We start from the raw sequence: 23,331 nt of genomic DNA, 5'->3' as shown, positions 1-23,331 counted from the left end.
TGCCCCGCGATGGGGTCGCCACAGGCAATCAAAGGCGGAAATGCCCCACCATCCCCTTCAGGTCATCCCCCAGCCGCGCCAGCTCGACGCTTGATCGGGCATTGTCCTCCATCGCCAGCGCGGCCTGATCGGCACTGCCACGGATCTGCGTGACACTGCGGCTGATCTCCTCGGCCACCGAGCTTTGCTGCTCGGCCGCCGCGGCGATCTGCTGGTTCATCTGCTGGATCAACGACACCGCCGCGGCAATGCTGCCCAGCGCACTTTCGGTCTGCAGCGCATCGGCCACCGCCAGGCGCACCAGCTCGGTACTGCCACGGATCTGCGTCACCGACTGCTGGGCATTGCCACGCAGGCTGGCCACCAGGCGCTCGATCTCTTCAGTGGACTGACGGGTACGCCGCGCCAGGGCGCGCACTTCATCGGCCACCACGGCGAAACCACGCCCCTGCTCACCGGCGCGAGCGGCCTCGATGGCGGCATTGAGCGCCAGCAGGTTGGTCTGCTCGGCGACACTCTTGATCACCTCCAGTACGTCGCCGATGGTATGGATCTCGGCACTCAGGCTGTCGATCCCGCAGCTGGCGGTCTCGGCGGCGGCGGCGAGCTGCTCGATGCGCTGCATGCTCTGGCGCACCACCTGCTGGCCGGACTCGACCTTGTCGTCGGCGGCCTGGGCCGCTTCGGCCGCCTGCTCGGCGTTGCGCGCCACATCATGCACGGTGGCGGTCATCTGCTGCATGGCGGTGGCCACCTGCTCGGTCTCGTCCTTCTGGCTGCCGACTTCGCGGTTGGTCTGCTCGGTCACGGCAGACAACGCCTGGGCGCTGCCGGCCAACTGCTCGATGCCCTGCTGCAGGCCGCTGACCACACCGGACAAGCCCTCGGCCATCTGCTGCATGGCCTGCAACAACTGCCCGACCTCGTCCCTGCGCGGCGCCTCGGCCTCGATGGCCAGCTCACCGGCGGCGATGCGCCGGGCACGGATGATCACCCGCTTGAGCGGCGCGACCACCGCACGGGTGATCAGCCAGGCCGCCAGCACCCCGACCAGCAGCGCCAGCGCGGTAGCGGCGGCGATGGCCACGGCATTGCGCGCAAGCTCAGCCTGCATCGCCTGTTCCTGCGCGCTGTAGGCCTGGTCGACCCGCGCCGTGACCTGCTCGGCGCGGGCCTGCAACTGGGCCTTGATGCCTTGTTCCTGAGCCAGCAGGTCGGTGTATTCATTGAGCTTGTCGGAGAAGCTGGCGATATGCCCGGCCACCTCGCCCAACACGCTCTGGTAACCGGCATCGCTCACCGCGCCCTTGAGCTGCTCGACCAGGCTGGCCGCCTCCACCGTCTGGGCAATGCGCCCCTGGCCCACCTCGCCGCCCTTGCGGCTCTGCTCCAGGCGCACCCGAGCCTCATCCATGGCCTGCAGCATCAACCGTGACACCTGCGCCACCTGGCCGGCCTGTTCGAGAAACTCGCCGCCCTGCTGGCCTTGCGACTGCTTGAGGGTGTAGGTGCCGTCATCGGCCAGGCCGGCCTGCAGCACATCGAGGTTGTTGGCCACGCTGGACACCGACCAGCTGGCCATGTCCAGCGCCAGTTCCTTGCCCTGTACCGCCTGGACGAAATGGTCGAACGCCTGGCCGTAGGCGCCGAGCTCACCTTCGGTCGAGGCCAGCCCTGGCAGGCCACGGGCGCGCTCGAGCAGGCCCTGCAGGCCAGCGCGCAGCGTATCGGCCTCGGTGATATCGGAGCGCAGGGCGAACGCCTGTTCGTGCTGGCGCAGGCGCAGCAGGTCGGTATTGAACTGGGCCATCTGGCGCAAGCCGTCGAAGCGCTGGCCTACGCTGAACAGCGCGTATACGCCGATGGCCGCCACCAGCAGCGTCAGCAGCAGCACCAACGCGAAGCCCAGGCCGAGCTTGCGGGCCATGCCCAGGTTGGCCAGAACACCGTGCTTGGTCACCGCCATCACCGATTCCCCTCTGCCTTGTCGGGCTTTTCCCAGAGGCAAGAGTGACAATCGCGGTGGCCCCCTCACAAGAGCCTGGCGTCAGAATGGTGTCATTTAGCTATGAGCGTGTCGCTTTCAGGCCGCTGGAGGTCGCCCCGCGTGTCGGAGGAACGCCTGAGCGCGGACGTCCTGCCCGTAGGCGACATTGATGCGTAACCAGGCACAAGCCCGCCCCTGGGGGTCGAAGGCGCTGCCGGGCGTGAGCAGCACCGCATGCTCCAGGGCAAGGCGCTCCAGCTCGGTGAAGTCGCGCCCGGGCGAGCGGGCCCAGACGAACATGCCGCCACAGGGTTCGCACAACACCTCCCAGCCCCACGCCTCCAGCTGCCCGAGGAGCCTGGCCATGTGCTGCCCCAGGCGCACGCGCAGGCGCTGGATGCTCTTGCGGTAGCTGCCGTTGGCAAGCATCTGGCCGATCACCTGCTCGGCGAAGCGGCAGGTGCCGATGCCGCTGACCATCTTCAACTCGGCCAGGCGGGCGATCAGCGCAGGTTCCGCGACCACGTAGCCCACCCGCAGCGAACTGCTGAGGGTTTTCGAGAAGCTGCCCAGGTAGATCACCCGCTGCTCGCTGTCGAGGGTGGCCAGGCGGGTGGCCGGGCCTTCCTGGAAGTCGGCGTAGAGGTCGTCCTCGATGATCCGCAGGTCATGCTCGCGGGCCAGCTCCAGCAGGCGATAGGCGACCTTGGGGGTCAGGCTGGTGCCGGTGGGGTTCTGGTACAGGCTGTTGGTGAACAGGCAGCGTGGCCGGTGCTCGACCAGCAGCCGCTCGAGTTCGGCAACGTCCGGCCCCGTGGGCGTGCGTGGCACTTCGAGCATCCGCACGCCGTGCTGGCGCAGCAGGTTGAACAGGTTGTAGTAGCCGGGGCGCTCCACCAGCACCGTGTCGCCCGGCACCAGCAGGGTGCGTACCAGCAGGTCGAGGGCATGGCTGATGCCCTGGGTGGTGAGGATGCGCTCGGGTTCGGCGCTGATGTCGAGCCGCGCCAGGCCCTTGTGCAGTTGCAGGCGCAGGCTGGCCAAGCCCAGCGGCGGGCAGTAGTCGAACAGCGCCTCGGGCTCGCCGCGGCTGACCTGGCGCACGGCCTGCGCCAGCTCCGCCTCGGCGCGCCAGGCCACCGGCAGCCAGCCGCAGCCGAGCTTGAGCAGCGCCTCATGGCCTTCGCCGAACAAGCGCCAGCTGCCATCGATGGCCTCACCCCAGGCGCTGCCGGCATCCACCTGCAGCCCCGGCTTGCGTTCGGCAACGAAAAACCCGGCACCGTGCCGCGCCACCAGCCAGCCGCTGGCCACCAGGCGGTCGTAGGCCTCGATCACGCAGGACGCGCTCACCGCCTGGGCCTTGGCCAGGGTGCGGATCGACGGCAGGCGGGCGCCGGGGCGCAGGCGTTGCTGTTCGATCCAGGCTTGCAACTGTTCGGTCAGTTGCTGGACCAGGGGCGTTGGCTGCAGGCGATCCAGATTCAGGTGCATGGTAAGTGTTCGCTGATTTCAGGCGAACAGTTAATCACAAATGCCTGGGGAGTGTGCCTTGTTGGGCAACCCCATAGTCTCGATGCTGCCGACAGACACTTCCCCCTTTGACGGATGCCCCCATGCCCTCCCGCTATGCCCTGGCCTTCGCGTTGTGCCTGATCACCCTTGCGGTGAACCTGCAGGCACCGCTGTACATCACCTACGCCGAACTCGCCGGCCGTGGCGCCGCGGCCACCGCCGTGGCCTTTTCCGGCTATGTGCTCGGCGTGCTGCCGGTGCTGCTGGCCCTTGGCGGGCTGGCCGACCGGGTCGGGCGACGCCCGCTGATCATCGCCGCCCTGGCCCTGTCGATGCTCGCCACGCTGATCATGCTGCTGTTCCCAAGCCTGGAGGCTCTGGGGGTCGCGCGCATGCTGCTGGGGCTGGGTACCGGGCTGGCATCGGCCACGGCCACCGCGTACATGGGTGAACTGATGGCGGGCAGCGACAGCGGCCGCGCCGCCGGTTGGGTCACGGCCAGCACCTCGCTGGGCTTCGGCCTGGGCGCGGCGCTGACCAGCCTGTGCCTGCTGCGCGGGCCCACCCTGGCACCGGCAAGCTTTCATCTGCAACTGTTGCTCGCGGGCATCGCCATGCTGTTGGTGTGGCGCCTGCCCGAGCCACGCCCGGCGCAGCACAGCAGCATGCTGCGGCTGCCCTGCTACCCCGCCGGCAGCCTGGCCTACGGCCTGGCGATCCTGCTCGCGTGGGCCTGTGTCGGCCTGGTGATCGCCTTGCTGCCGGGGATCCTGCGTCAACATGGCCTGAGTGCCTGGTCGGGGTTCTCGACCTTTTGCGTGATCAGTTGCGGGCTGTTGTTCCAGCCCATGGCCCGCCGCCTGCCAAGCGCCCAGGCCACACTGCTCGGGCTGCTGATTCTGCCCTGCAGCTATGGGTTGCTGGCCTGGGGCGCCGACAGCGGTCAGTTGGCCGGCGTGCTGCTGGGCGCGATTGCCGCCAGCAGTGCCTGCTACGGATTTATCTACTTGGGTGGCTTGGCCGCGGTAAACCAGCTCGCCGGCAGCGAGATGACCCGGGCCAGTGCCGGGTTCTTCCTGCTGGCGTACCTGGGGTTCAGCATGCCGGTGATTTTTACCGGCTTGCTCAGCGACAGGCTGGGGTCGCGCCTGGCGCTGAGCGTATTCGGCACGGTGTTGCTGCTGGGATGTGCGGCGGTGGCGTGGCGGTTGTGGATAACCTTGCCGGCCCGTTCGCGGGTAAACCCGCTCCCACAGGAATCGCGCAGCTGTTTGAATGGCGAGCAAGATAATTGATCCCACCCGCCCAGCGCTGGCCGGACAATCAGATCGCCAGTGCACCGCCATCGACGGTCAGGCTGTGCCCGGTGGTGAACGCGGCGCCATCGCTGCACAGGTACAGCACCGCGCTGGCGATCTCCTCGACCTTGCCGATGCGCCCAACGGGATGCATCGCCGCGGCGAACTCGGCCTTGCGCGGGTCGGCCTCATAGGCGCGGCGGAACATGTCGGTGTCGATCACCGCCGGGCACACCGCGTTCACCCGGATGCCCTTCTTCGCATACTCGATCGCCGCCGACTTGGTCAGGCCGATCACCGCATGCTTGGACGCGGCATAGATGCTCATCTTCGGCGCCGCCGACAGGCCCGCCACCGAGGCGGTATTGACGATCGCGCCACCGCCCTGGGCCAGCAGCAGCGGCAACTGGTACTTCATGCACAGCCACACGCCCTTGACGTTGACGCCCATGATGGCGTCGAACTCGGCCTCGCTGCCCTCGGCCAGGCGGCCCTTCTCGATTTCGATACCGGCATTGTTGAAGGCGTAGTCCAGCCGGCCATAAGCCTGCACGGTCTTCTCGTGCAACTGGCGCACATCGCTGTCGCGGGTCACGTCGCAGGCAACGAACAGGGCCTCGCCACCCGCCTCGCGGATCAGCGCCACGGTGGCTTCACCGCCGGCCGCGTCGAGGTCGGCCACCACCACTTTCAGCCCTTGGCCGGCGAACGCCTGGGCCGTTGCCCGGCCGATACCCGCTGCGCCACCGGTGACCAGGGCTACCTGGCCGGAGAACGTCATGCTCATCACTGGCTCCTGCATGGAAAATTGAGTCGAGGCTGAGTCTAGTCAGCCCTCCTGCCGACTGGGCAGCATCATCAGGGGCACGGTTGGACTACTATCGTTTGCGGTGATTTTGCGTGACGCAGTACATAATCGCAGCCGATCATCAGCCCTCTTTTACCCTGTTCAGGAGAATCCGCCATGCCCCAGACCAACCGCCGTTTCCTGCTGGCAAAGCGTCCGGTCGGCGCCGTGCGCCGCGACGACTTTACCTTCGAGCAGGTGCCGGCTGACGAACCCGGCGCGGGCCAGATCCAGGTGAAGAACCTGTACTTGTCCCTCGACCCGGCCATGCGCGGCTGGATGAATGAAGGCAAGTCGTATATCCCGCCAGTCGGCCTGGGCCAGGTGATGCGTGCCCTCGGCGTGGGCGAAGTGGTTGCCTCGCAGCACCCGGACTACAAGCCCGGTGACCACGTCAGCGGCGCCTTGGGCGTGCAGGACTACTTCACCGGCGAACCCCAGGGCCTGCACAAGATCGACCCGCGGCTGGCCCCCCTGCCCCGTTACCTCTCTGCCCTGGGCATGACCGGCATGACCGCCTACTTCGCCCTGCTCGACGTCGGCCAACCCAAGGACGGCGACACCGTGGTGATCTCCGGTGCGGCAGGCGCGGTGGGCAGCATTGCCGGGCAGATCGCCAAGCTCAAAGGCTGCCGCGTGGTCGGCATCGCCGGCGGCGCGCAGAAATGCCAGTACCTGCTGGACGAGCTGGGCTTCGACGGCGTCATCGACTACAAGGCCGAGGACGTGCTGGCGGGCCTGAAGCGTGAATGCCCCAAGGGCGTGGACGTCTACTTCGACAACGTCGGCGGCGATATTCTCGACGCGGTGCTGTCGCGCCTGAACTTCAAGGCACGGGTGGTGATCTGCGGCGCCATCAGCCAGTACAACAACAAGGAAGCGGTCAAAGGCCCGGCCAACTACCTGGCGCTGCTGGTCAACCGTGCGCGCATGGAAGGCTTCGTGGTAATGGACTACGTCAAGGAGTACGGCAAGGCCGCACAGGAGATGGCCGGCTGGCTGGCCAGCGGCAAGGTGAAAAGCAAGGAGGATGTGGTCGAGGGGCTGGAAACCTTCCCAGAGACGCTGCTCAAGCTGTTCAGCGGGGAGAACTTCGGCAAGCTGGTATTGAAGGTCTGAAACCCCGGGGCTGCAAGGCAGCCCCGGCAGGCTCGAATCAGCCGCGGATTTCGGCGACCACAGCGGCCAGCGCCTGCGCCGGATCCGCCGCCTGGCTGATCGGGCGACCGATCACCAGGTAGTCGGAACCTGCATCCAGCGCCTGGCGCGGGGTCAGGATCCGGCGCTGATCGTCCTGGGCACTGCCCGCCGGGCGGATACCCGGGGTGACCAGTTGCAGCGACGGGTGCGCGGCCTTCAGCGCCGGTGCCTCCAGCGCGGAGCACACCAGGCCGTCCATCCCGGCCTTCTCGGCCAGTGCCGCCAGGCGCAATACCTGCTCTTGCGGTTCGATATCCAGGCCAATGCCTGCCAGGTCCTCACGCTCCATGCTGGTCAGCACGGTCACGCCGATCAGCAGTGGCTGCGGGCCGCTGCGCTTGGCCAGTTCCTCACGGCAGGCCGACATCATGCGCAGGCCACCGGAGCAGTGTACGTTGACCATCCACACGCCCATTTCGGCTGCAGCCTTGACCGCCATCGCCGTGGTGTTGGGGATGTCGTGGAACTTGAGGTCGAGGAACACTTCGAAACCCTTGCTGCACAGGGTCTCGACAATCCCCGAAGCGCTGCTGGTGAACAGTTCCTTGCCGACCTTGACCCGGCACAGCGCCGGATCGAGCTGGTCAGCCAGCTTCAGGGCGGCGTCACGGGTAGGGAAATCCAGGGCGACGATCAGGGGCGTCTGGCAGGCGGACATGGGCGAGGTCTCTTGGCAAGTCGTAAACGGCGCGCATTGTAAACGAAGTGGCATGGCCTTTGGAGGCCGCGGGTCATGAGAATTGGCCTGGCAGTGGGCCACTCCTATAATTGAACCATCGCACACGGCAATGGTTCGAATGCCATGCAGGTGCTGTCATCTTCAGTTTGCAGGAGAACACCGATGCCTTGGTATGCCTGGTTGATACTCATCGTTGCCCTTGGCTCGATCGTTGGCGGGCTGATGATGCTGCGGGATACGGCGAAAAAACTGCCGTTGACCGAGGAGCAGTTGAAGAAAGTTCACGAGCGCAACGCCGAGGCGGATGCCAAGGATGCGCAAGACCGCTGAACAAGCATTGCCGTCATGAAGAGCCGACCTGCCGGGTGCCGATCGGCTCCAGCCAGCTTTACTCGACCATCAGCTTGTCACGATTGCGCTCCAGCAACGCTTTGCCTATGCCCTTTATCTCGAGCAGTTCATCCACGGAGGTGAACGGCCCGTTGGCCTCACGGTAGGCGACGATGGCCTGAGCCTTGGCCTGACCGATGCCGTTCAGCGCTTTTTGCAGGGTTTGCGCATCGGCCGTGTTCAGATCTACCCGGCTGTTTGCCTGCTCGGCCGACATCACTGCCGGCACCGGCTCGGCAGGCATGCTGTTGGGGGCAGCGCTGAGCGAAAAGGACAGGCAAGTGAAAAGCGGGAGCAGCAGATACGACAGGACAGTGTTACGCATGGGAAGTCACTCCTTGAGGCAGATTGAAAGGCAACGTTTCCTTGGTTGCCCTGCTACGGTAGATGGCCGTGCCGCCCACGGCAAACCGCTCAAGGTGCGAGTATTTTTCGAGATAATTCAAAGCGTTGAAGCAAAGAAAAGCCCGGCATCAAGCCGGGCTTTTTCTTAAGGTTCCAGCCGACGCTGCTGGTAGATCCAGTCGACGATCTCGCCGTCGGGTGCATAACCGCTCACCGTTTCCCGTAGCAGTTGGCGCACTTGGGCATAGTCATCGACGCTCACTGCGGCCAGCAGTTGGTCAAGACGCCCCTTGAGCACCTCCCAGGCCAGATGATCTTCATTGGCGCTCATGATCATCGGGTGCTCGGTGGCTTCCACGTTGTCACCGATCAGCAACTCCTCGTAGAGTTTTTCACCCGGTCGCAACCCGGTGAACTCGATGGCGATGTCGCCGGTGGGGTTGCGCTCGTTGCGCACGCTCAGCCCGGACAGGTGCACCATCTTCTCGGCCAGTTCGGCAATCCTTACAGGCTCGCCCATGTCCAGCACGAACACGTCGCCGCCCTGCCCCATCGAGCCTGCCTGGATCACCAACTGCGCAGCCTCGGGGATGGTCATGAAGTAGCGGGTGATCTTCGGGTGCGTCACCGTAAGCGGGCCACCGGCCTTGATCTGCTGGCGGAACAGCGGAATGACCGAGCCGGACGAACCCAGCACATTGCCGAAGCGCACCATGGTGAAGCGCGTGGCATTGATACGCGAGATCTTGTGCCCATCGCCCCAGAGTACTGCCGAGCTCTCTCGGCTCAAGCCCTGCAAGATCATCTCGGCCAGGCGCTTGCTGCTGCCCATCACATTGGTCGGGCGCACCGCCTTGTCGGTAGAGATGAGCACGAAGTTGGAAACACCCGCCTGCAACGCCGACTGCGCCGCATGCAAGGTACCTATCACATTGTTCAGCACGCCTTCGGCAATGTTGTGTTCGACCATCGGCACATGCTTGTAGGCCGCCGCGTGATACACGGTCTCGACATGCCAGGTCTGCATGATGTGCAACAGCTTGCCCTGGTCACGCACCGAGCCGAGGATCGGCAGCAGGCGCACGCGCAGCGACTCGCGCCGGCAACGCTGTTCCAGCTCGGCAAGGATGCTGTAGAGGTTGAACTCGCTGTGTTCGAACAGCAGCAAGGTCGTGGGGCCCAGCTCCAGGATTTGTCGACACAGCTCCGAACCGATCGAGCCGCCCGCCCCCGTCACCATGACCACCTTGCCGGTAATGCAGCGCTGCAGCAGCCCTTCCTGCGGCGGTACGGCATCACGCCCCAGCAAGTCGGCAATGTCGACTTCCTGAATGTCATCGACCTTGACCCGACCACTGGCCAAGTCCATCAGCCCCGGCACACTGCGCACGTGCAGGGGGAAATCTTCCAGGTAAGTGAGGATCTCCCGGCGCCGCGCGCGGCTCGCCGAAGGGATGGCCATGAGCACTTCCTGAGCGCCGGTCACTTCGATCATGCGCTGGATGTTGCGAGACTTGTACACATGCAGGCCGGAGATCACGCGCTCGGCGATGTCCGGGTCGTCATCGATGAAGGCCACCGGGCGCATCGTGCGGCCCATGCGCAACGCCGCTACGAGCTGATTGCCCGCGGCACCGGCACCGTAGACGGCCACGCGCGGCAGGCCATCATCACGATTGGCGAAGGGCACGTGCTGCACCGTGCTGAACCAGTCGGCGAGGAAGTACTGGCGCATCAACAGGCGCAGGCCACCCAGCATGATCAGGCTCAACCACCAGTAGTTGAACACGATCGAACGCGGCACCAGCGTGGCGTGGTTGCTGTACCAGTAGACCACCAGCGCCAACGCCAGCGCAGAAAGACCGACAGCCTTGAAGATGACCATCAGCGCATCGTTGCCGAAGTAACGCAGCACCGCCCGGTACATGCCGAAGCGGATGAAGATCGGTATGGCGATCAACGGCGCGGCCAAGAACAGCCAGGTATGGTCGGCCATCGCACCGCTGGCTTCTTCGAAGCCCAGGCGCACGATGAACGACATCCACAGCGCAAGCCACACCAACAGCAGGTCTACCGCAACCTGCAAGGCACGCTTGTACCGACGTGGCAGGCCCAGCAGGCCTGCTCTCAAGTTATCCATCATCAGAGTTGGTCCCGCCTCCGCTTCCCGCGGATGTGAGGTCAGTAATACGGTCTTGCCCCGCTATCGGCCCAGGCCGACAGCGGGGTATCGTGCCGCCACCCGTGCTGCACGGGCGGCGTGCAGTGAAGCACTTACCGACTGGCTTGTTGCACAACGTCCTGCAGGGTACTGCAGGTCTTATTCATCTCGTCTTCGGTCAATGTCGGATGAACCAGGAACATCAGGCTGGTTTCACCGAGCTCCCTGGCAACCGGCAAGCCCGGCTCCGGGCGCCAGCCCGTACCGTCGAAGGCTTTTTCCAGGTAGACCTCGGAGCAGGAGCCGGAAAACGCCGGAACGCCTCGCGCCACGATCTCGCCCAGGATGCGATCGCGGTCCCAGCCTTCCTTCAGGGCCGATGGTTCGACGAACACATAGCACTTGTAGGCGGCATGGAGGATACCCTCCGGCATTGCCGGCACACGCAGCGCAGGCAAGCGGGCGGCCACGTCCCAGAGCTGCTGGGCATTGGCCAGGCGCCGGGCGTGCCAGTCGGCCATGCGCCGCAACTGGATACGGCCGATCACCGCCTGCACTTCGAGCATCCGCCAGTTGGTCCCGAAACCCTCATGCAACCAGCGGAAGCCCGGGGCATGCTGACGCTCGTAAACCGCTTCCCAACTTTTGCCGTGGTCCTTGAACGACCACATCCGCGACCACAGTTCGCGGTCATTGGTGGTGACCATGCCGCCTTCACCACCGGTGGTCATGATCTTGTCCTGGCAGAACGACCAGGCGCCCACATGACCAATCGAACCCACCGGCCGGCCTTTGTAGCGGGCACCATGGGCCTGGGCGCAGTCCTCGATCACCTTGAGGCCATGCTTGGCAGCCAGCGCCATGATCGGGTCCATGTCGCAGGGCCAGCCCGCCAGGTGCACACAAATCACTGCCTTGGTTCGCGGCGTCAGCACCGCCTCGATTGTCGCTGCGGTAATGTTCTGCGAGTCCCGGTCCACTTCGGCGAACACCGGGACCGCACCGGCATTGACGATCGAGGAGACCGAGGCCAGGAAGGTGCGCGGGGTCACTACCACTTCATCTCCGGCACCGATGTCCAGCGCCTTGAGCGCTACATCTAGTGCAACCGTACCGTTAGCGAGGGCAACGGCATGATCGGTGCCGGCCCATGCGGCAAATTCCTTTTCGAACTCGCGGCATTCCTGCCCGGTCCAGTAGTTGACCTTGTTGGAGAGGATGACCGCGCGCACGGCGTCGGCTTCTTCTTCGCTAAAGGAAGGCCATGGGGAGAAAGGAGTATTCAACACAATAGAGGCTCTTCAGTATTTGGTCGAAATGGAGGGGCAGCATGCCAATGCCACCGGATCGAATCTTGTTGTCTTCAGCCAGGCTGAAAAGGCAGAAGGCCCATGATACGTCGACAAGCAGCAGTCTTTGACCTACAGGCAGCAAGGCAAGAACGGCGAGCTAAGGCTAAGTGGCCTTCTTTTGGGGAACTGCCTGCGCAGGCACACCAACGACGGTCAACCGGTCCTGGATATCAGCCACCACTGCCGCGCCCGCGCCGACAGTCACCTGGGATCCGATCCGGACAAGTTGGCGAACACTAGCACCGATGCCCACCCAGCTCAAATTCCCAACCTTGACGCCACCGGCCAGGCGAGCCCCCGGGCTGATGTGCACCGCCGTACCCAACTCACAGTCATGGTCAACACTGCAGCCGGTATTGAGAATGGCACCCAGCCCTATTCGGGCATCGGCGTTGACGACGGCACCGGCGAACACCACCGAACCGCGCTCGATCAGGGCGTGGCGACTGACCGTGGCGGCCGGGTGCACCAGGCTGCACAGGCGGGCGCCGGCGTCTTCGAGCTCGCGCAGCTTGTTGTAACGGACAGGGTTATTGCCAATGGCCACCGCCACACCGTCGTACTCATGCAGGCGTTCGCGCAGCGCCGCTGTGTCACCGACCACCTGCCAGGCACCATTGGCCTTGAGCCCGGGCCAGGCATCATCGAAGAAGTCGATGGTCTGCCAACCACAGCATTCGGCCGTATCGGCCACGACCTTGCCATGACCACTGGCGCCGAGGATCGCCAGCTTGCTCACGATCGGTTCCCGGTAAACTTGGACATGGTGGCTTCGCCCGCAGCGCTGATGCCGTCGCGCACCACCACCTTCTTCAAGGTAAGGAAGATGATCTTGAAATCGAGCCAGATCGAGCGATTGTCCACGTACCAGACATCCAGCTTGAACTTGTCCTCCCAGCTCAGGGCGTTACGGCCATTGACCTGGGCCCAACCGCTGACCCCCGGGCGAACCTCGTGGCGACGGTACTGCTCGGGGCTGTAAAGCGGCAGGTACTCCATCAGCAACGGGCGCGGCCCGACCAGGCTCATGTCGCCCTTGAGCACATTCCACAGTTCAGGCAGTTCGTCCAGGCTGCTGGCGCGCAAAAAGCTGCCGAAGGCAGTCATGCGCTGCGAGTCCGGCAAGGGGTTGCCATCGGCATCGAAGGCATCGCGCATGGTGCGGAACTTCACCATCTTGAAGGGCTTGCCCCCAAGCCCAGGGCGCACCTGGGAAAAGATCACCGGTGAGCCGAGCTTGCGCCGAATGCACCAGGCGACGATCACGATCACCGGTGACAGCACGATCAAGCCAAACAACGACAATACGAAATCAACCAGCCGCTTCACTTGGCGTCACCTTGAAACAGTATCTGCAGATAGTCGTTGGCCAACTTGGTATAGCTACGGTTCTGCAGCAGCCATTCGCGCCCTCGCGCGCCCATCGCCGAACGCTCCTGCTCGCTCTTGGCCTTCATTTCGAGCACGGCGCCGACCACCGCATCGACATTGTTGGCAGGCACGAACACGCCGCAGCCCGACTCGTCGATCATCGACGGATAGCCGTTGTACGACGCCACCACCGGCTTGGCCGCCAGCATGTAGTCGATGACCTTGTTCAACGACTGGCCGTAATCCCACACCTTGGAATCGTGGACCGAGAAGTACAGCAGGTCGCCTTTGGCCAGCACCGACTGCACCATGTTGCGCGGCACCTTGGGCGCGAATACCAGGTTGGGCAGGCTTCCATACTGCTGCTGGTAGCTTTGCTTCAACGCACCGTCGCCAACGATGACGAACTCGACATCGGCATGCTCGCGCATGGCTTGCGCTGCGGCGAAGAACACGTCCAAGGCATTGGTGATGCCGATGGTGCCGGCATGCACCACCTTAAACTTGTCACTTGAGAGGTAGCTCTCGGCATACTCCGGCGGCAGTTCGGCGACATCGCTCAGGTGTTCCTGGCTCACGCCCATCGGCACGCAGAATACCGGCCGGTCGCGGCCAAGCTCATTGCGCACATGGGCGGCGAGGTTGGGCATGGTACCGACGATGGCATCGGACTTTCGGTAAGCGAGCCGCTCCAGCCACGACAACCCCCTGACGAACAGGTTGCCGTTGCTGAAACCACCCTCTTCGACGATGGTCAGTGGCCAGATATCGCGCACCTCGAATACCAGGCGGCACTTGTACTTGAGCTTGAGCAGCAGGCCGTTGACGATGGTCAGCAACGACAGGCTGGAAATGATCACCACATCAGGGCGTTCCAGCTCGCGCTTGTTCAGCCAGAACAGGTTCCACTCGAAGTGGAACCAGCTGAGGATCCTGCGCGCGGACTTGGCCACCGAATACTTCATGGTTTTCAGCCAGACAAGCTTGACCCCGTCGGTAACCTCTACCGTAACCCGGTCGTGCAGCACCGGAAGGTCCACCAGGTTGTTGGAATCCGAGCTGACGACGACGACCTGATAACCGGCCCGCCTCATCTCATCCACCAGGAACCAGCCCCGTCCTCCGGGGCTGGTGGCGGTCTTGGGTGAAAAGTACTTGGTGACGTACCAGATCGTCTTGTTCATCGCGTCGGCCAGCCCGTCAGTCTTTGTACAGACGCGGGATGGCGTTGACGATCTTGATCACTTCGGTGAAGTCCATGCCCAGCGCGTCGAGGTACCAACGGATGTTCTGGTAACGCGGACGGTTCTCTTCACGCACCAGCTCCAGCGCGCGCTCACGGGTGATCTCGCCTTCGCGCACCTGGTTGCTGCGGAAGGTATCGTGCTCGGAGAAGCCGGCAACGAGGTAATAGATGTAGTTGTACAGGCCTGCGGTACCGTCACCGATCCGCCAGGTGGTGCTGGTGTCGACTGCCACTTCCCAACCGTAGTCGTTGATCAGCGTGTCATCGATGGCCTTCTCGTCCCAGCGCCAGTAATCGAAGATGTGGTAGTAGTCTTTCTTCTCGGTGAAGCTGCGGTAGTACTCGCCCGACAGGGTGTCCCACAGCGAGCTGTTGAAATAGCCTGGGCTTTTCAACATGGCCTTGAAGCGCAGGCTCTGGTACTCCATCTGCTTGCGCCAGCCGTGCATATACACACGCTTCTCTTCGAATGCCGGTGGCACGCCGAGGAAGCCGGCCTTGAAGTGGGTGACTTCCAGCGGGTTTACGCCCCACAGGTTCAGGCTCACGCCGGTCTGCTGCTTGACCGTCTCGATATGGCGGAAGAAGTGCTTGTCGCCCGCCGTCAGGATGCTGATCATCCCCAGGTGCGGCGCCTTCAGCCAGGCCTTGAGGTTGACGGCGATGTTCCTGCGCTTCTGGGCGATGTCATCGGCGACGATGATGTTTTCCACACCCAACTCGGCGCTCATGCGGCTGATGTTGCGCCGACCGAGGTCGGTCACCATGCCCCAGTCGTAGGTGTAGGTGACCGGGTTCATCTTCAGTTCTTTGACGATCAGGTGCAGCCCGTAGCAGCTGTCACGCCCACCGGAGAACGGCACGATGCAGTCGGTGACGCCGGCACGGCGGTAGCCTTCCACCAGGTTGAACAGCTCTTCCTTGGGCTTGGGCACATTGCGCGGGCTGTAGTTGTGGCAATAGTTGCACACGCCGTCTGCGTCGAAGTCGATGAACGGCATGGTTTCCGGAAGAATGCAGCGGGTGCAGCGACGCAGGTTCGGCTGCGGGTAGAGCAGCTGCTTTTCTTCGGAGGTGATGAACTGGAACGGCGGAATCAGGTTGTGAACGCGCTGGTTGTTGTCGGCAACGCTGATGTCGGTGGCCGCCGGCAGGTCCAGAATGATCGCTTCCTGCCTGACTTGCTTGATATCGGTGCAACCGATCTGGCTGAGCGGGAACATCTCCGAGGAGAAGCTGACGCCATCCTTGGCGGTGCCGACGTACAGGCTGCCATTGTTGGAGAACAGCAACGCCTTGCCCAGGCGCGGAATGACGATGGCGCAGGCAATCACGCCGACGCACAGGCCGAGTACCTTTTGCGCCAGGCCGTCGAGGTTGTCACCCGACTCTTCCAGGTGCTGCTCGGTGATGGCCGCGATCACTTCGCTGTCGATCTCGAGGGCACGGGCCGGTTTGAGGTGATTCCAGACTTCGGCATCGTTGACGATGATCCCGTTGTGGATCACGCAGACGCCGCCGCGCACGACCGGCTGGTTGTCGGAAAGCCCGTTGGTGATCAGGCGGCTGTGGCCAAAGACGAACGCCGAATCGAAAGGTTTGACCTCCGAGATCAGCTTCTTGATGTCGTAGTCCGCGCGTTTGACCTGGTAGCCCGAACGATCCGCATAGATCAGGCCACTGGAGTCACGCCCACGCTGCCTGGCATGCAGGGCCAGCGTCATCAAGCTTTCTTTGTTAACTTTTTCCCTGGCGATGAAGCCAAAAATTCCACACATATCACAGCCCGTATCAATTGGTTATCCCGCTGCCGACACAGCGGGTTGTAGTCTGGGCGTAACAGCCAGCCCGATAATAGGGCCACTGCATACCGCCAATTCCTTTGCCTCACGGCGCCAGCCCTTCCCCAAACCGGCACAGATCCGCCAGGGCATCGCTCGCAAATTGCGTGCCCAACAGGAATCTCAGTGTTTAGTCGCCGACAGGCCTTGCTGGTAAAGCGCCACCAACTTCTGCTCCTGCGCCTGCCAACTCAACGGCGTCAGGTTGGCGAACTGGAACGTCGAAGGCGAGCGTTCCAACCTCAGAATGGCGTCACGGATGTCATCGGCGTGCAGTTTACAGCATTCGCCCACGCCGTACTGCGTAAGCAGAGCGCGAATATCAGGAAAATCGGACGCAAGCACCGGCACACCGGCGAAGCAATACTCGAACAGTTTGTTCGGCAAGCAGTAGTAGTCGCTGAGCGAAACATCCTGCACCAGGCACAGCCCGAAGTCTGCGGACTGGGCGATGGGCACCACCTGCGAATGCGGCACGGCGTCGTGTACATGGATGTTTGGATGCTCTGCGGCCAGGCGTTTGAGATCCTGACTCAACTCGCCATAGCCAAGAAACACCACGTGCGAGGAAACCTGCGGGTCCTTGAAGGCCTCGGTGAGCAGGTCGATACCCCGGCCGTGGCCAAGGATACCGACATAGATGAACACCTTGCTCTCGGCTGGGATGGCGAACTTTTTGCGCAGATAGTCCTCATCCTGATGCTGCCCTTCATGGAACAGTGGGGAGTTGAGGATGACCGTGGACGGCTTCGGCCCGATGTTCTCCTGATACCACCGCTCGATCGACGGGCTGACCACAATAAGCGCATCGACGAAGCGCCACAGAAGCTTTTCCACCCGCAGCGTCAACGCACCCTGAAGCCGGGTCAGGCCGTTGCGGTCGGACTCCAGCTCATGGGCGTCGTAGACCAGCTTCGCGCCGGTCAGCCACTTGACGATGCAACCCAGTGGCAGCACCAGGGTGTCGTGGCAGTGGATGACATCCGGGCGCTCGCGAACGGCGCGCGGCAGCATCCTGCCGACCAGTTCGAACAGGGTCACGACATGCCGCAAGGTGCGGGGCAGGAAGGTCAGCTTGCGCGAGCGCAGGTTAAGTGCCGTGATATTGGCTTTGAATGAAACCGCAGTCTTCTGCGCGCCTTCATCCAGCACGACACCGATGCCGCTGGCGGTATAGCCAGCCGCTACCAACGCGCCCATTTCCTTGAGGATTCGAGAATCGAATTCGATGTCCGTATGCGTCAAATGCAGAGTTTTCATGCGTTATCAGGTATCAACGTTCTAGCTTATGGGTCTGTTTTAGGATCGGCACATCACGGGGTGCCGGCGATACGCCTGGGCACGCAGCTTAACGCCACGAACATGCAGGCCAGGCATATCGGCAAGGAGAAAACGGTATCGCCGGAGATCAGTGAGTAAGGCAGCGCAATCAAGAACAATGCGATTGGCACTGACTGCCGCTGGCGTAAAACAAGCCAGAATGGCCAAATATAAAATGCAAGGGCGACGAGCGCGAAAACAACGCCCCCGATGATCCACTCTGAGATCACCGGCATATGCGGATAGTGGAACATGTCACAAGGCGAAAACGCACACGAGAATACCTGATGGTAGCCCCAGCCTTGTGGCAGCCAACTCACCATGGAGAGGCCGAGGCTCCAGAACTTGATGCGCGAACCGGTGCCCCCTGTACCATCCCCCATGGTGCTCAACATCACCCCAGGTGTCGAGCGATTTATCGACACCCCATTCAGGCTGACCGCGTCGCCGATGGACAATACCGTGTAGGGCAAGTCCCCATGCTGGAATCTTGCAAACGAGACAGGGTCTGACACGGCATAGATAAGCAGGGCAGAAAAAATGGCGACAATCACTGATTTGACGACCGCCGAGCGCCCTTGAACCATTACCCAAATAATCGGCAAGAACACCATGAGCACAATGAATCGGCGAGAGCTCGATAGTGCGCCTGCCGCAATCAGGAAGGGTAAAGCCCACCACAAACGCATCTTGATGCAACCCAGGGCCGCCGCCAACCAAAACAACCCCAGGTTATTGTAATTGATGCATAGCGCTGAACCGGCCGGGTAGGAGGCACAGCTCTCAAGCATGAAACCAAGCAGATAGCCTCGGTGGAGCAAGGCCGCTTTCACCAAGCCGATCAACGCGCTCACCAACGCCAGAGGAATCAGTGCCGAGAAAAACCCAGAGAGCGTGTCTTCATCAGCCAGCACGTAGATAAATAGCAGAAATGAGGCGATTAGCAGGTCCTTGACAACCTGGCCAGCAAACATCGTGTGGCTGAATACCAGGGCAACTGCGTGAAGCATCAGCAGCAACACCATTGGCAAAATCGCCAGCGGGGGTTTCTTGACCTTTTCACCGCGAATGAGCGACAGCACGATCAACAAAAACAGTGGCACCGTCAAAAGGGCGGCCCATCGCCAGGAAAAAAACTCGGCGTAAAAGGGGGCAGCCATCGCGACCCCACCCAGAAAGCCTTTCCCTAGGAGCATGTTCCGCTGAGAGAACGCACTGAATTTGTTGATCGCACTGGTCATTTAGCGATTTACCTGTTTGGCATGACTGGACGCGCCCATCACCAAGGCCCAGGGGCTATTGGATATTTCCCAAGGTGCTGTAGCTCTGTAGTAACGCTGCAAAACCGGAATCTGAATTTGCGGTGCTTTTCCTACCGCCAGTAACGAGCGAGCGGCAAATGGGAAAACGTCGCCAAACTTGACGGTTTCCACGGCACTGTTCACTAGCTTTTCTTTATTCAACCCTGGAATAAAGTCGATGGCCGACATGACCGACATGAAGTCGATTGAACGGAAAGAGATCCATGCCAGACCGTGGTCCCCAGGATAGGACGGTGTATGGCACGAGCGATTGTCAGCCTCGGTCCAGCCGTCATAAGCGTGGCCGTACCAATAATTCCATTTGTCCACCGGTGGAAAGCCTCCGTCCACCCCCAGTCGCTCCATGAAGAACGTAATGATGTCCCGTTGATCACGCAGCTCTGGAGAATCGACAGGCTGACCCTTGACCCGCGCCGAGTTGAACAATCCATATGCCCACTCGTTCTGGTGGTTAAAGGGGACTGGCAAACCATCAAAGTAGAAGGCACTGCACTTCGGCCAGCGCAGGTGCGCGGTACCCGGCTTCATCCACTGCGGTTCCTCGCCCTCATGCGCCAACTGATCGATATGCCCTTCGAGGTTGGAAACCATGTGACGCAGTTTTTCGGCGTTACGCAGCCGTGGTGCATTCGGCAGCTCTTCCGCGTAGCGGTCGAATAGCAGCAGCAGGCGACTGGTCTGCACGGCAAAAAGCGCAGCAGATCGATCATGAGTAAAGCCCTTGGTCTTGAACCCATCCGGCCTGTCAAGCAAGTCATCCAGCGCAGTCACTTCGATCACGACCCGACGCAGAAGATCACCGGCTACGTCGCCGAAGATGGCCTTGGCCTGCTCATGAGTATCGGTGAGCAACAGCAGGTCCATTAGGCCATTCAGGTAATAAATCTGCGACCACGGTATGCGCCCTTCAGTATTGTCCACACCAAATTCAAGCACGCCGCTTTGTTGACCATTGCGCAAATCCTGCAGGAACACCTGGGCAATTTCGCTCGCCGTGTTGGCGCGGCTGACAGCCACCTTCCCTTCTGCCTGACGATACTCCAACCGCCAAGGAACACCTGCCGACATGTCAACCGGATCAAGCACCTGAGTGTTCAACATACCTGATAGGTAAGGGCTACTCATCCCGATGCGGGCACGACACAGCACTGCCGGCCCCGTCGGGGTGAACAGTGCTTCAATGACCGTTTCGCAGTCATTCAAACGCTGGCCTTCAACTTTGCCGTCACGGATCTTTGCGTACAAAGCACCGGCGATCAGGTCAAACCCGTGCTGCGCATCACCTGAGAAAAATACCGGTGGTTCCATCTCATAGGTTGATCCGGCCGGTGGATAGAAGCTTGGCAACTCAACCCGCAATCCGTCAGGTTCACCCGCCCGCGCAACGTCCATCAAATAGTTCTTGCGCTGTTTGTTGTCGTACACCACCCAATACAATTTGCCTGCCCCTGAGGCGGACGCACGAAATATTGGATAGTCCACGCCATCCAGCACGATCTCCTGCTGCCCGAGCAGCCGGCCATCGCGCGCATAGGTCAAGCTGAACAGGTGGCCGTTAAAGATCTTCCTGAACGCAACGTGATAGTTACCGTCGATCATTTTGACATCGACTGGCACCCCCTGAAATGGAAAGGCTATCTCCACACCTGGGCCAATAAGCTTTGAATGGTACGTTGCGTCGATATACAGATCACCGACCCGATTTTCCCCACCCAATGATGTAAATGGGAAAATGCCGTAACCGTCGACCGCGGCGGGTTTCAAGCGAACAGCACTGCGCTGATGGTAGTTGCCAACCTGCCAGGGCGAAACATCGCTCAGCGCCAACTCGGGGCGAACAGCTGCAGCGTGCTGTTTTTTTGCCTTGATATGATGCCCAATCATCACCACCGACACAGTGGCGATGAGAGCCAACGATACCGCAAGGACCTTATTGCGCATTTTCACTGAACCCACACGCCTTCAACGCTCGGTACAGGTAGGACTCATACTCAGCCACCTGCCTGTTCCCTGCGGTCCCACGTGGATACTTCAGGTATCCGCCCTCAGGTCCTTCGTAGCGCTCAACCTCACCCAGGAAGTAATTGCCCGCGGCAGGGTCCTTGAATCGGCACATCAACTGCGAGGCGATACTCAAATCGTACAAGCGTGCTGCCGTGGTGATTTCTGGGCGGAATGCCGGCCACCCGCGGACTTTCCCATCCTTGCCAAAGAAGTCCATCAGGTGCTGGAAAACTTTCTGGCGATCGAAACTCGCTGACAGCCGCCCCTGGCTATCCATGTAGGTCAAGATACCTTCGATGATGTACCCCGCATGCGGGAGGTCATTCGGGTTGTCTTCCTGAATGGAATAGTTCCAATACCATGAACCGCTTCCCTCGGCGATCTTCTTGTTTCGAACCAGCGCCAACATGGTGGCGTCAGCAGCCGACTGCAGTGCTTCTTTCAGTTCACCATTCGGGGTGATTTCTGCAAAGCGCTGCATCTGTCCAGCCAAGTAAACGGCAGAATTGAAGGTATCGTATTTTCGGTCATTAACCAGTAGGGAATACGGCAACAGCCCTGCCGGTGTACGCATTTCCACTGGCAGGTAAGGCTTCAGCGCCTGCTCGACCAAGGCCAAAATCTCTGCCTTCTTTTTGTCGTCTACGTACTGCGCCCAGCCAAGCAAGGCGTCTACGGCAATCGCAGTCGAGATGGCGTATTCGGTATTTTCCGGGTTGACGGAGCCGTCTCCGTAGGCATCCCAGGCAATTGGAACCCCCCATCCCATAATGCCATCGGCATTGGCGTCCGCATTCTCGATGAGCCAGTTGCCCGCTTTGACACCGAGCGCGTTCACCTCCTTGAGATGCCCCGCCCTCGCCTCTTCGATAGCCCCCAACAGAATCAGTGCATAACTTTTTGGCACATCGGCGGGCTCGTCCGAGGGGTAATCCGCCAGGCCACGGCCGGGATGATCATGATCGATACTGAGCATCACTTTGCGCAGGATCTGATCCCCATCCACGGGCCTGGCCTCTGGCGCAGTGTCGTTACAACCTGCCAGGCCCAAGAACAGAAAGAAGAAGGTACGTTTGATCATAGATAGTTGACTTCTTTAACTTAATCCATCAGGGCGAACGGTGCTGACAGAAGTCAGGTCAGTCGCCTTCGTATTAGCGCCGTGCGATAGCCCCGCCTCGGGCCGCACGGTACTGAAAATAAGAATGAATCAGGTACAGGCAGGAAAAAGCGGACACATGGGCAATGATTGCTACCTGGTAATCCACGCCCAAGTGATCGCAGAGATAAAAAACCAAGCCTGCCGCACATAACCGCGCGAACTGCCAGATTGAATCCAAGTGCAACCAACCCGGCAGTAATACGGTACTGCTCAATGGCGAAGACAGCGTCTGGAAAAACACCAGAACAGACAGCAGCGATGCAATTTCACCCGCTGCGCGCCAGGCATCACCAAATACAAATGCGAACAACCAGGGGCCGAACAGCAGCACCGGCAGCATGGGTAGGAAGGCAAACAGCACCAGGCGCTTGAAGGAGCCAAGGAAGATGTCCAGGCACTCACCCTTGCTGGCATAGTGACCCGCCGCTCGCTGGCGATAAACATCCCCAATAGCGTTGGCAACCAGGCTCAATGGGGCCGCCATGACCCGTTGCGCTAACGAATAGAAACCAGCAACGCCTGCACCGAAAAATACGGTGAGCAACAGCAACGGCATCTCGGTAGCCCCTACACTCATTGCCTGGCCTGGCACCATGAATTTGGGGTACCCAATATGCCTGCGCGCAACACACTTCATGCGCTTTATGCTGATTCGCCGAAACAGGTTGCGCTCATCACGCGGCAGCGATTTGGCGAGGTAAAGGGTCGATAACAACTGCCCGAGCAGTTGCCCCAGGATCAAACCCAAAAGCCCAATCCTGGACACCCCTGCCGCCAATTGCATGGCACTGCTGGCGCCGCTCTGCACAACCCGGCTGATCGCCATGCTCTTATAGCGCGAGCGACGATTGGCCCAGAAGTTCAGGGCGTAATAGCAACCGAGAATCAAGGTGGCAAAGGGAACCAGATAGAGCCAAGACTGAACTTCGGGGTGCCCGAGCAACTTGACGATAGGCCCATCCCAGGCCAGAACCACACCCAGCAGGATCAGGCTAACCGCCATACTCGAAACAATGGTCACCGCGACAAGATTGATGGCCTCGCTATCATGCCTGGGAACGACAATGGCCAGCTCGTACTTGCCCGTGACAAGTACCGCCAGAATTGCGCAAATCGAGCCATACAAGGCGAACACGCCGAATTCCTGCGGCGTGAAAAGCCGCGTCAGAATCGGTGACAACGCAATCGGCAACAATTGCGCTAGGCCGGTCCCTGTCATCAGCGTCATCACGCTTTTGGCGAAATTGCTTTGGGGCAGAAACCGGCTGAACATCCCGCGAAGGGCGCGCAT

19 protein-coding genes and 1 pseudogene are annotated in these 23,331 nt (G+C 61.4%); 3 read left to right on the top strand and 17 right to left on the bottom strand.

Annotated elements, in window-relative coordinates:
• Window positions 1–28: 28 nt before the first annotated feature.
• The 3 genes and pseudogenes from DM373_RS29585 to DM373_RS05125 form a co-directional block, all read right to left on the bottom strand.
• Window positions 29–733: a methyl-accepting chemotaxis protein gene (locus tag DM373_RS29585; RefSeq protein ID WP_390967781.1), complete on the bottom strand. Its 705-nt coding sequence runs from the start codon at window positions 731–733 to the stop codon at window positions 29–31.
• 201 nt (window positions 734–934) lie between these two features.
• A pseudogene (locus DM373_RS29580) lies at window positions 935–1,114 on the bottom strand (hypothetical protein); the annotation flags it as partial.
• A 969-nt stretch (window positions 1,115–2,083) separates the two neighbouring features.
• Window positions 2,084–3,481 (bottom strand): aminotransferase-like domain-containing protein, encoded by a 1,398-nt coding sequence (locus DM373_RS05125; RefSeq protein ID WP_110992548.1) that lies wholly within the window; start codon window positions 3,479–3,481, stop codon window positions 2,084–2,086.
• Between the two features lie 122 nt (window positions 3,482–3,603).
• On the opposite strand from DM373_RS05125, the gene DM373_RS05120 reads away from it, so the two are divergent.
• Entirely contained in the window at window positions 3,604–4,797 is a 1,194-nt protein-coding gene (locus tag DM373_RS05120) for an MFS transporter (RefSeq protein ID WP_110992547.1), read from the top strand.
• 28 nt (window positions 4,798–4,825) lie between these two features.
• On the opposite strand, the gene DM373_RS05115 is transcribed toward DM373_RS05120, so the two are convergent.
• Entirely contained in the window at window positions 4,826–5,587 is a 762-nt protein-coding gene (locus tag DM373_RS05115) for an SDR family oxidoreductase (RefSeq protein ID WP_110992546.1), read from the bottom strand.
• 177 nt (window positions 5,588–5,764) lie between these two features.
• Between DM373_RS05115 and DM373_RS05110 the strand changes: the two genes are divergently transcribed.
• Window positions 5,765–6,766, top strand: coding sequence for an NADP-dependent oxidoreductase (locus tag DM373_RS05110; RefSeq protein WP_110992545.1), 1,002 nt, complete (start codon window positions 5,765–5,767; stop codon window positions 6,764–6,766).
• Between the two features lie 37 nt (window positions 6,767–6,803).
• On the opposite strand, the gene pyrF is transcribed toward DM373_RS05110, so the two are convergent.
• On the bottom strand, window positions 6,804–7,505 hold the full coding sequence (gene pyrF, locus DM373_RS05105) for an orotidine-5'-phosphate decarboxylase (protein ID WP_110992544.1): 702 nt from the start codon (window positions 7,503–7,505) through the stop codon (window positions 6,804–6,806).
• A gap of 183 nt (window positions 7,506–7,688) precedes the next feature.
• Here pyrF and DM373_RS05100 point away from each other — a divergent pair, with 183 nt between their 5' ends.
• On the top strand, window positions 7,689–7,856 hold the full coding sequence (locus DM373_RS05100) for a DUF2897 family protein (RefSeq protein WP_110992543.1): 168 nt from the start codon (window positions 7,689–7,691) through the stop codon (window positions 7,854–7,856).
• Between the two features lie 58 nt (window positions 7,857–7,914).
• On the opposite strand, the gene DM373_RS05095 is transcribed toward DM373_RS05100, so the two are convergent.
• The 12 genes from DM373_RS05095 to DM373_RS05040 all read right to left on the bottom strand — a co-directional run bounded on the left by DM373_RS05095 (window position 7,915) and on the right by DM373_RS05040 (window position 23,331).
• Entirely contained in the window at window positions 7,915–8,241 is a 327-nt protein-coding gene (locus DM373_RS05095; RefSeq protein ID WP_110992542.1) for a ComEA family DNA-binding protein, read from the bottom strand.
• Between the two features lie 165 nt (window positions 8,242–8,406).
• Complete coding sequence (locus DM373_RS05090) at window positions 8,407–10,404, bottom strand: polysaccharide biosynthesis protein (protein ID WP_167409800.1); 1,998 nt, start codon at window positions 10,402–10,404, stop codon at window positions 8,407–8,409.
• Window positions 10,405–10,535: 131 nt separating this feature from the next.
• Window positions 10,536–11,711 (bottom strand): DegT/DnrJ/EryC1/StrS family aminotransferase, encoded by a 1,176-nt coding sequence (locus tag DM373_RS05085; protein ID WP_110992541.1) that lies wholly within the window; start codon window positions 11,709–11,711, stop codon window positions 10,536–10,538.
• A 166-nt stretch (window positions 11,712–11,877) separates the two neighbouring features.
• Entirely contained in the window at window positions 11,878–12,513 is a 636-nt protein-coding gene (locus DM373_RS05080) for an acetyltransferase (protein ID WP_110992540.1), read from the bottom strand.
• Window positions 12,510–13,103 (bottom strand): sugar transferase, encoded by a 594-nt coding sequence (locus DM373_RS05075; RefSeq protein WP_110992539.1) that lies wholly within the window; start codon window positions 13,101–13,103, stop codon window positions 12,510–12,512. The genes DM373_RS05080 and DM373_RS05075 overlap by 4 nt, the downstream gene beginning before the upstream one ends.
• Complete coding sequence (locus tag DM373_RS05070; RefSeq protein ID WP_110992538.1) at window positions 13,100–14,329, bottom strand: glycosyltransferase family 4 protein; 1,230 nt, start codon at window positions 14,327–14,329, stop codon at window positions 13,100–13,102. Before DM373_RS05070 ends, DM373_RS05075 begins: the two co-directional genes overlap by 4 nt.
• A 16-nt stretch (window positions 14,330–14,345) precedes the next feature.
• Window positions 14,346–16,115 carry a hypothetical protein gene (locus DM373_RS05065; RefSeq protein ID WP_208642778.1) on the bottom strand — a complete coding sequence of 590 codons (1,770 nt, stop codon included), beginning with the start codon at window positions 16,113–16,115 and terminating at the stop codon, window positions 14,346–14,348.
• A 240-nt stretch (window positions 16,116–16,355) separates the two neighbouring features.
• Window positions 16,356–17,492 (bottom strand): glycosyltransferase, encoded by a 1,137-nt coding sequence (locus DM373_RS05060; RefSeq protein WP_110992536.1) that lies wholly within the window; start codon window positions 17,490–17,492, stop codon window positions 16,356–16,358.
• A 53-nt stretch (window positions 17,493–17,545) separates the two neighbouring features.
• A complete protein-coding gene (locus tag DM373_RS05055) occupies window positions 17,546–18,793 on the bottom strand; it encodes a hypothetical protein (RefSeq protein ID WP_110992535.1) in 1,248 nt (415 codons plus the stop codon).
• The gene (locus tag DM373_RS05050) at window positions 18,794–20,821 is read right to left on the bottom strand and encodes a hypothetical protein (RefSeq protein ID WP_157966809.1); all 2,028 of its coding nucleotides are present in this window, start codon (window positions 20,819–20,821) and stop codon (window positions 18,794–18,796) included.
• Window positions 20,805–21,959: a hypothetical protein gene (locus DM373_RS05045; RefSeq protein ID WP_110992533.1), complete on the bottom strand. Its 1,155-nt coding sequence runs from the start codon at window positions 21,957–21,959 to the stop codon at window positions 20,805–20,807. Before DM373_RS05045 ends, DM373_RS05050 begins: the two co-directional genes overlap by 17 nt.
• Before the next feature lie 73 nt (window positions 21,960–22,032).
• Window positions 22,033–23,331 carry a lipopolysaccharide biosynthesis protein gene (locus tag DM373_RS05040; protein WP_157966808.1) on the bottom strand — a complete coding sequence of 433 codons (1,299 nt, stop codon included), beginning with the start codon at window positions 23,329–23,331 and terminating at the stop codon, window positions 22,033–22,035.

It is taken from the genome of Pseudomonas sichuanensis (assembly GCF_003231305.1).
GTDB lineage: Bacteria > Pseudomonadota > Gammaproteobacteria > Pseudomonadales > Pseudomonadaceae > Aquipseudomonas > Aquipseudomonas sichuanensis.
This window is presented reverse-complemented; position numbering and strand designations above follow the sequence as displayed.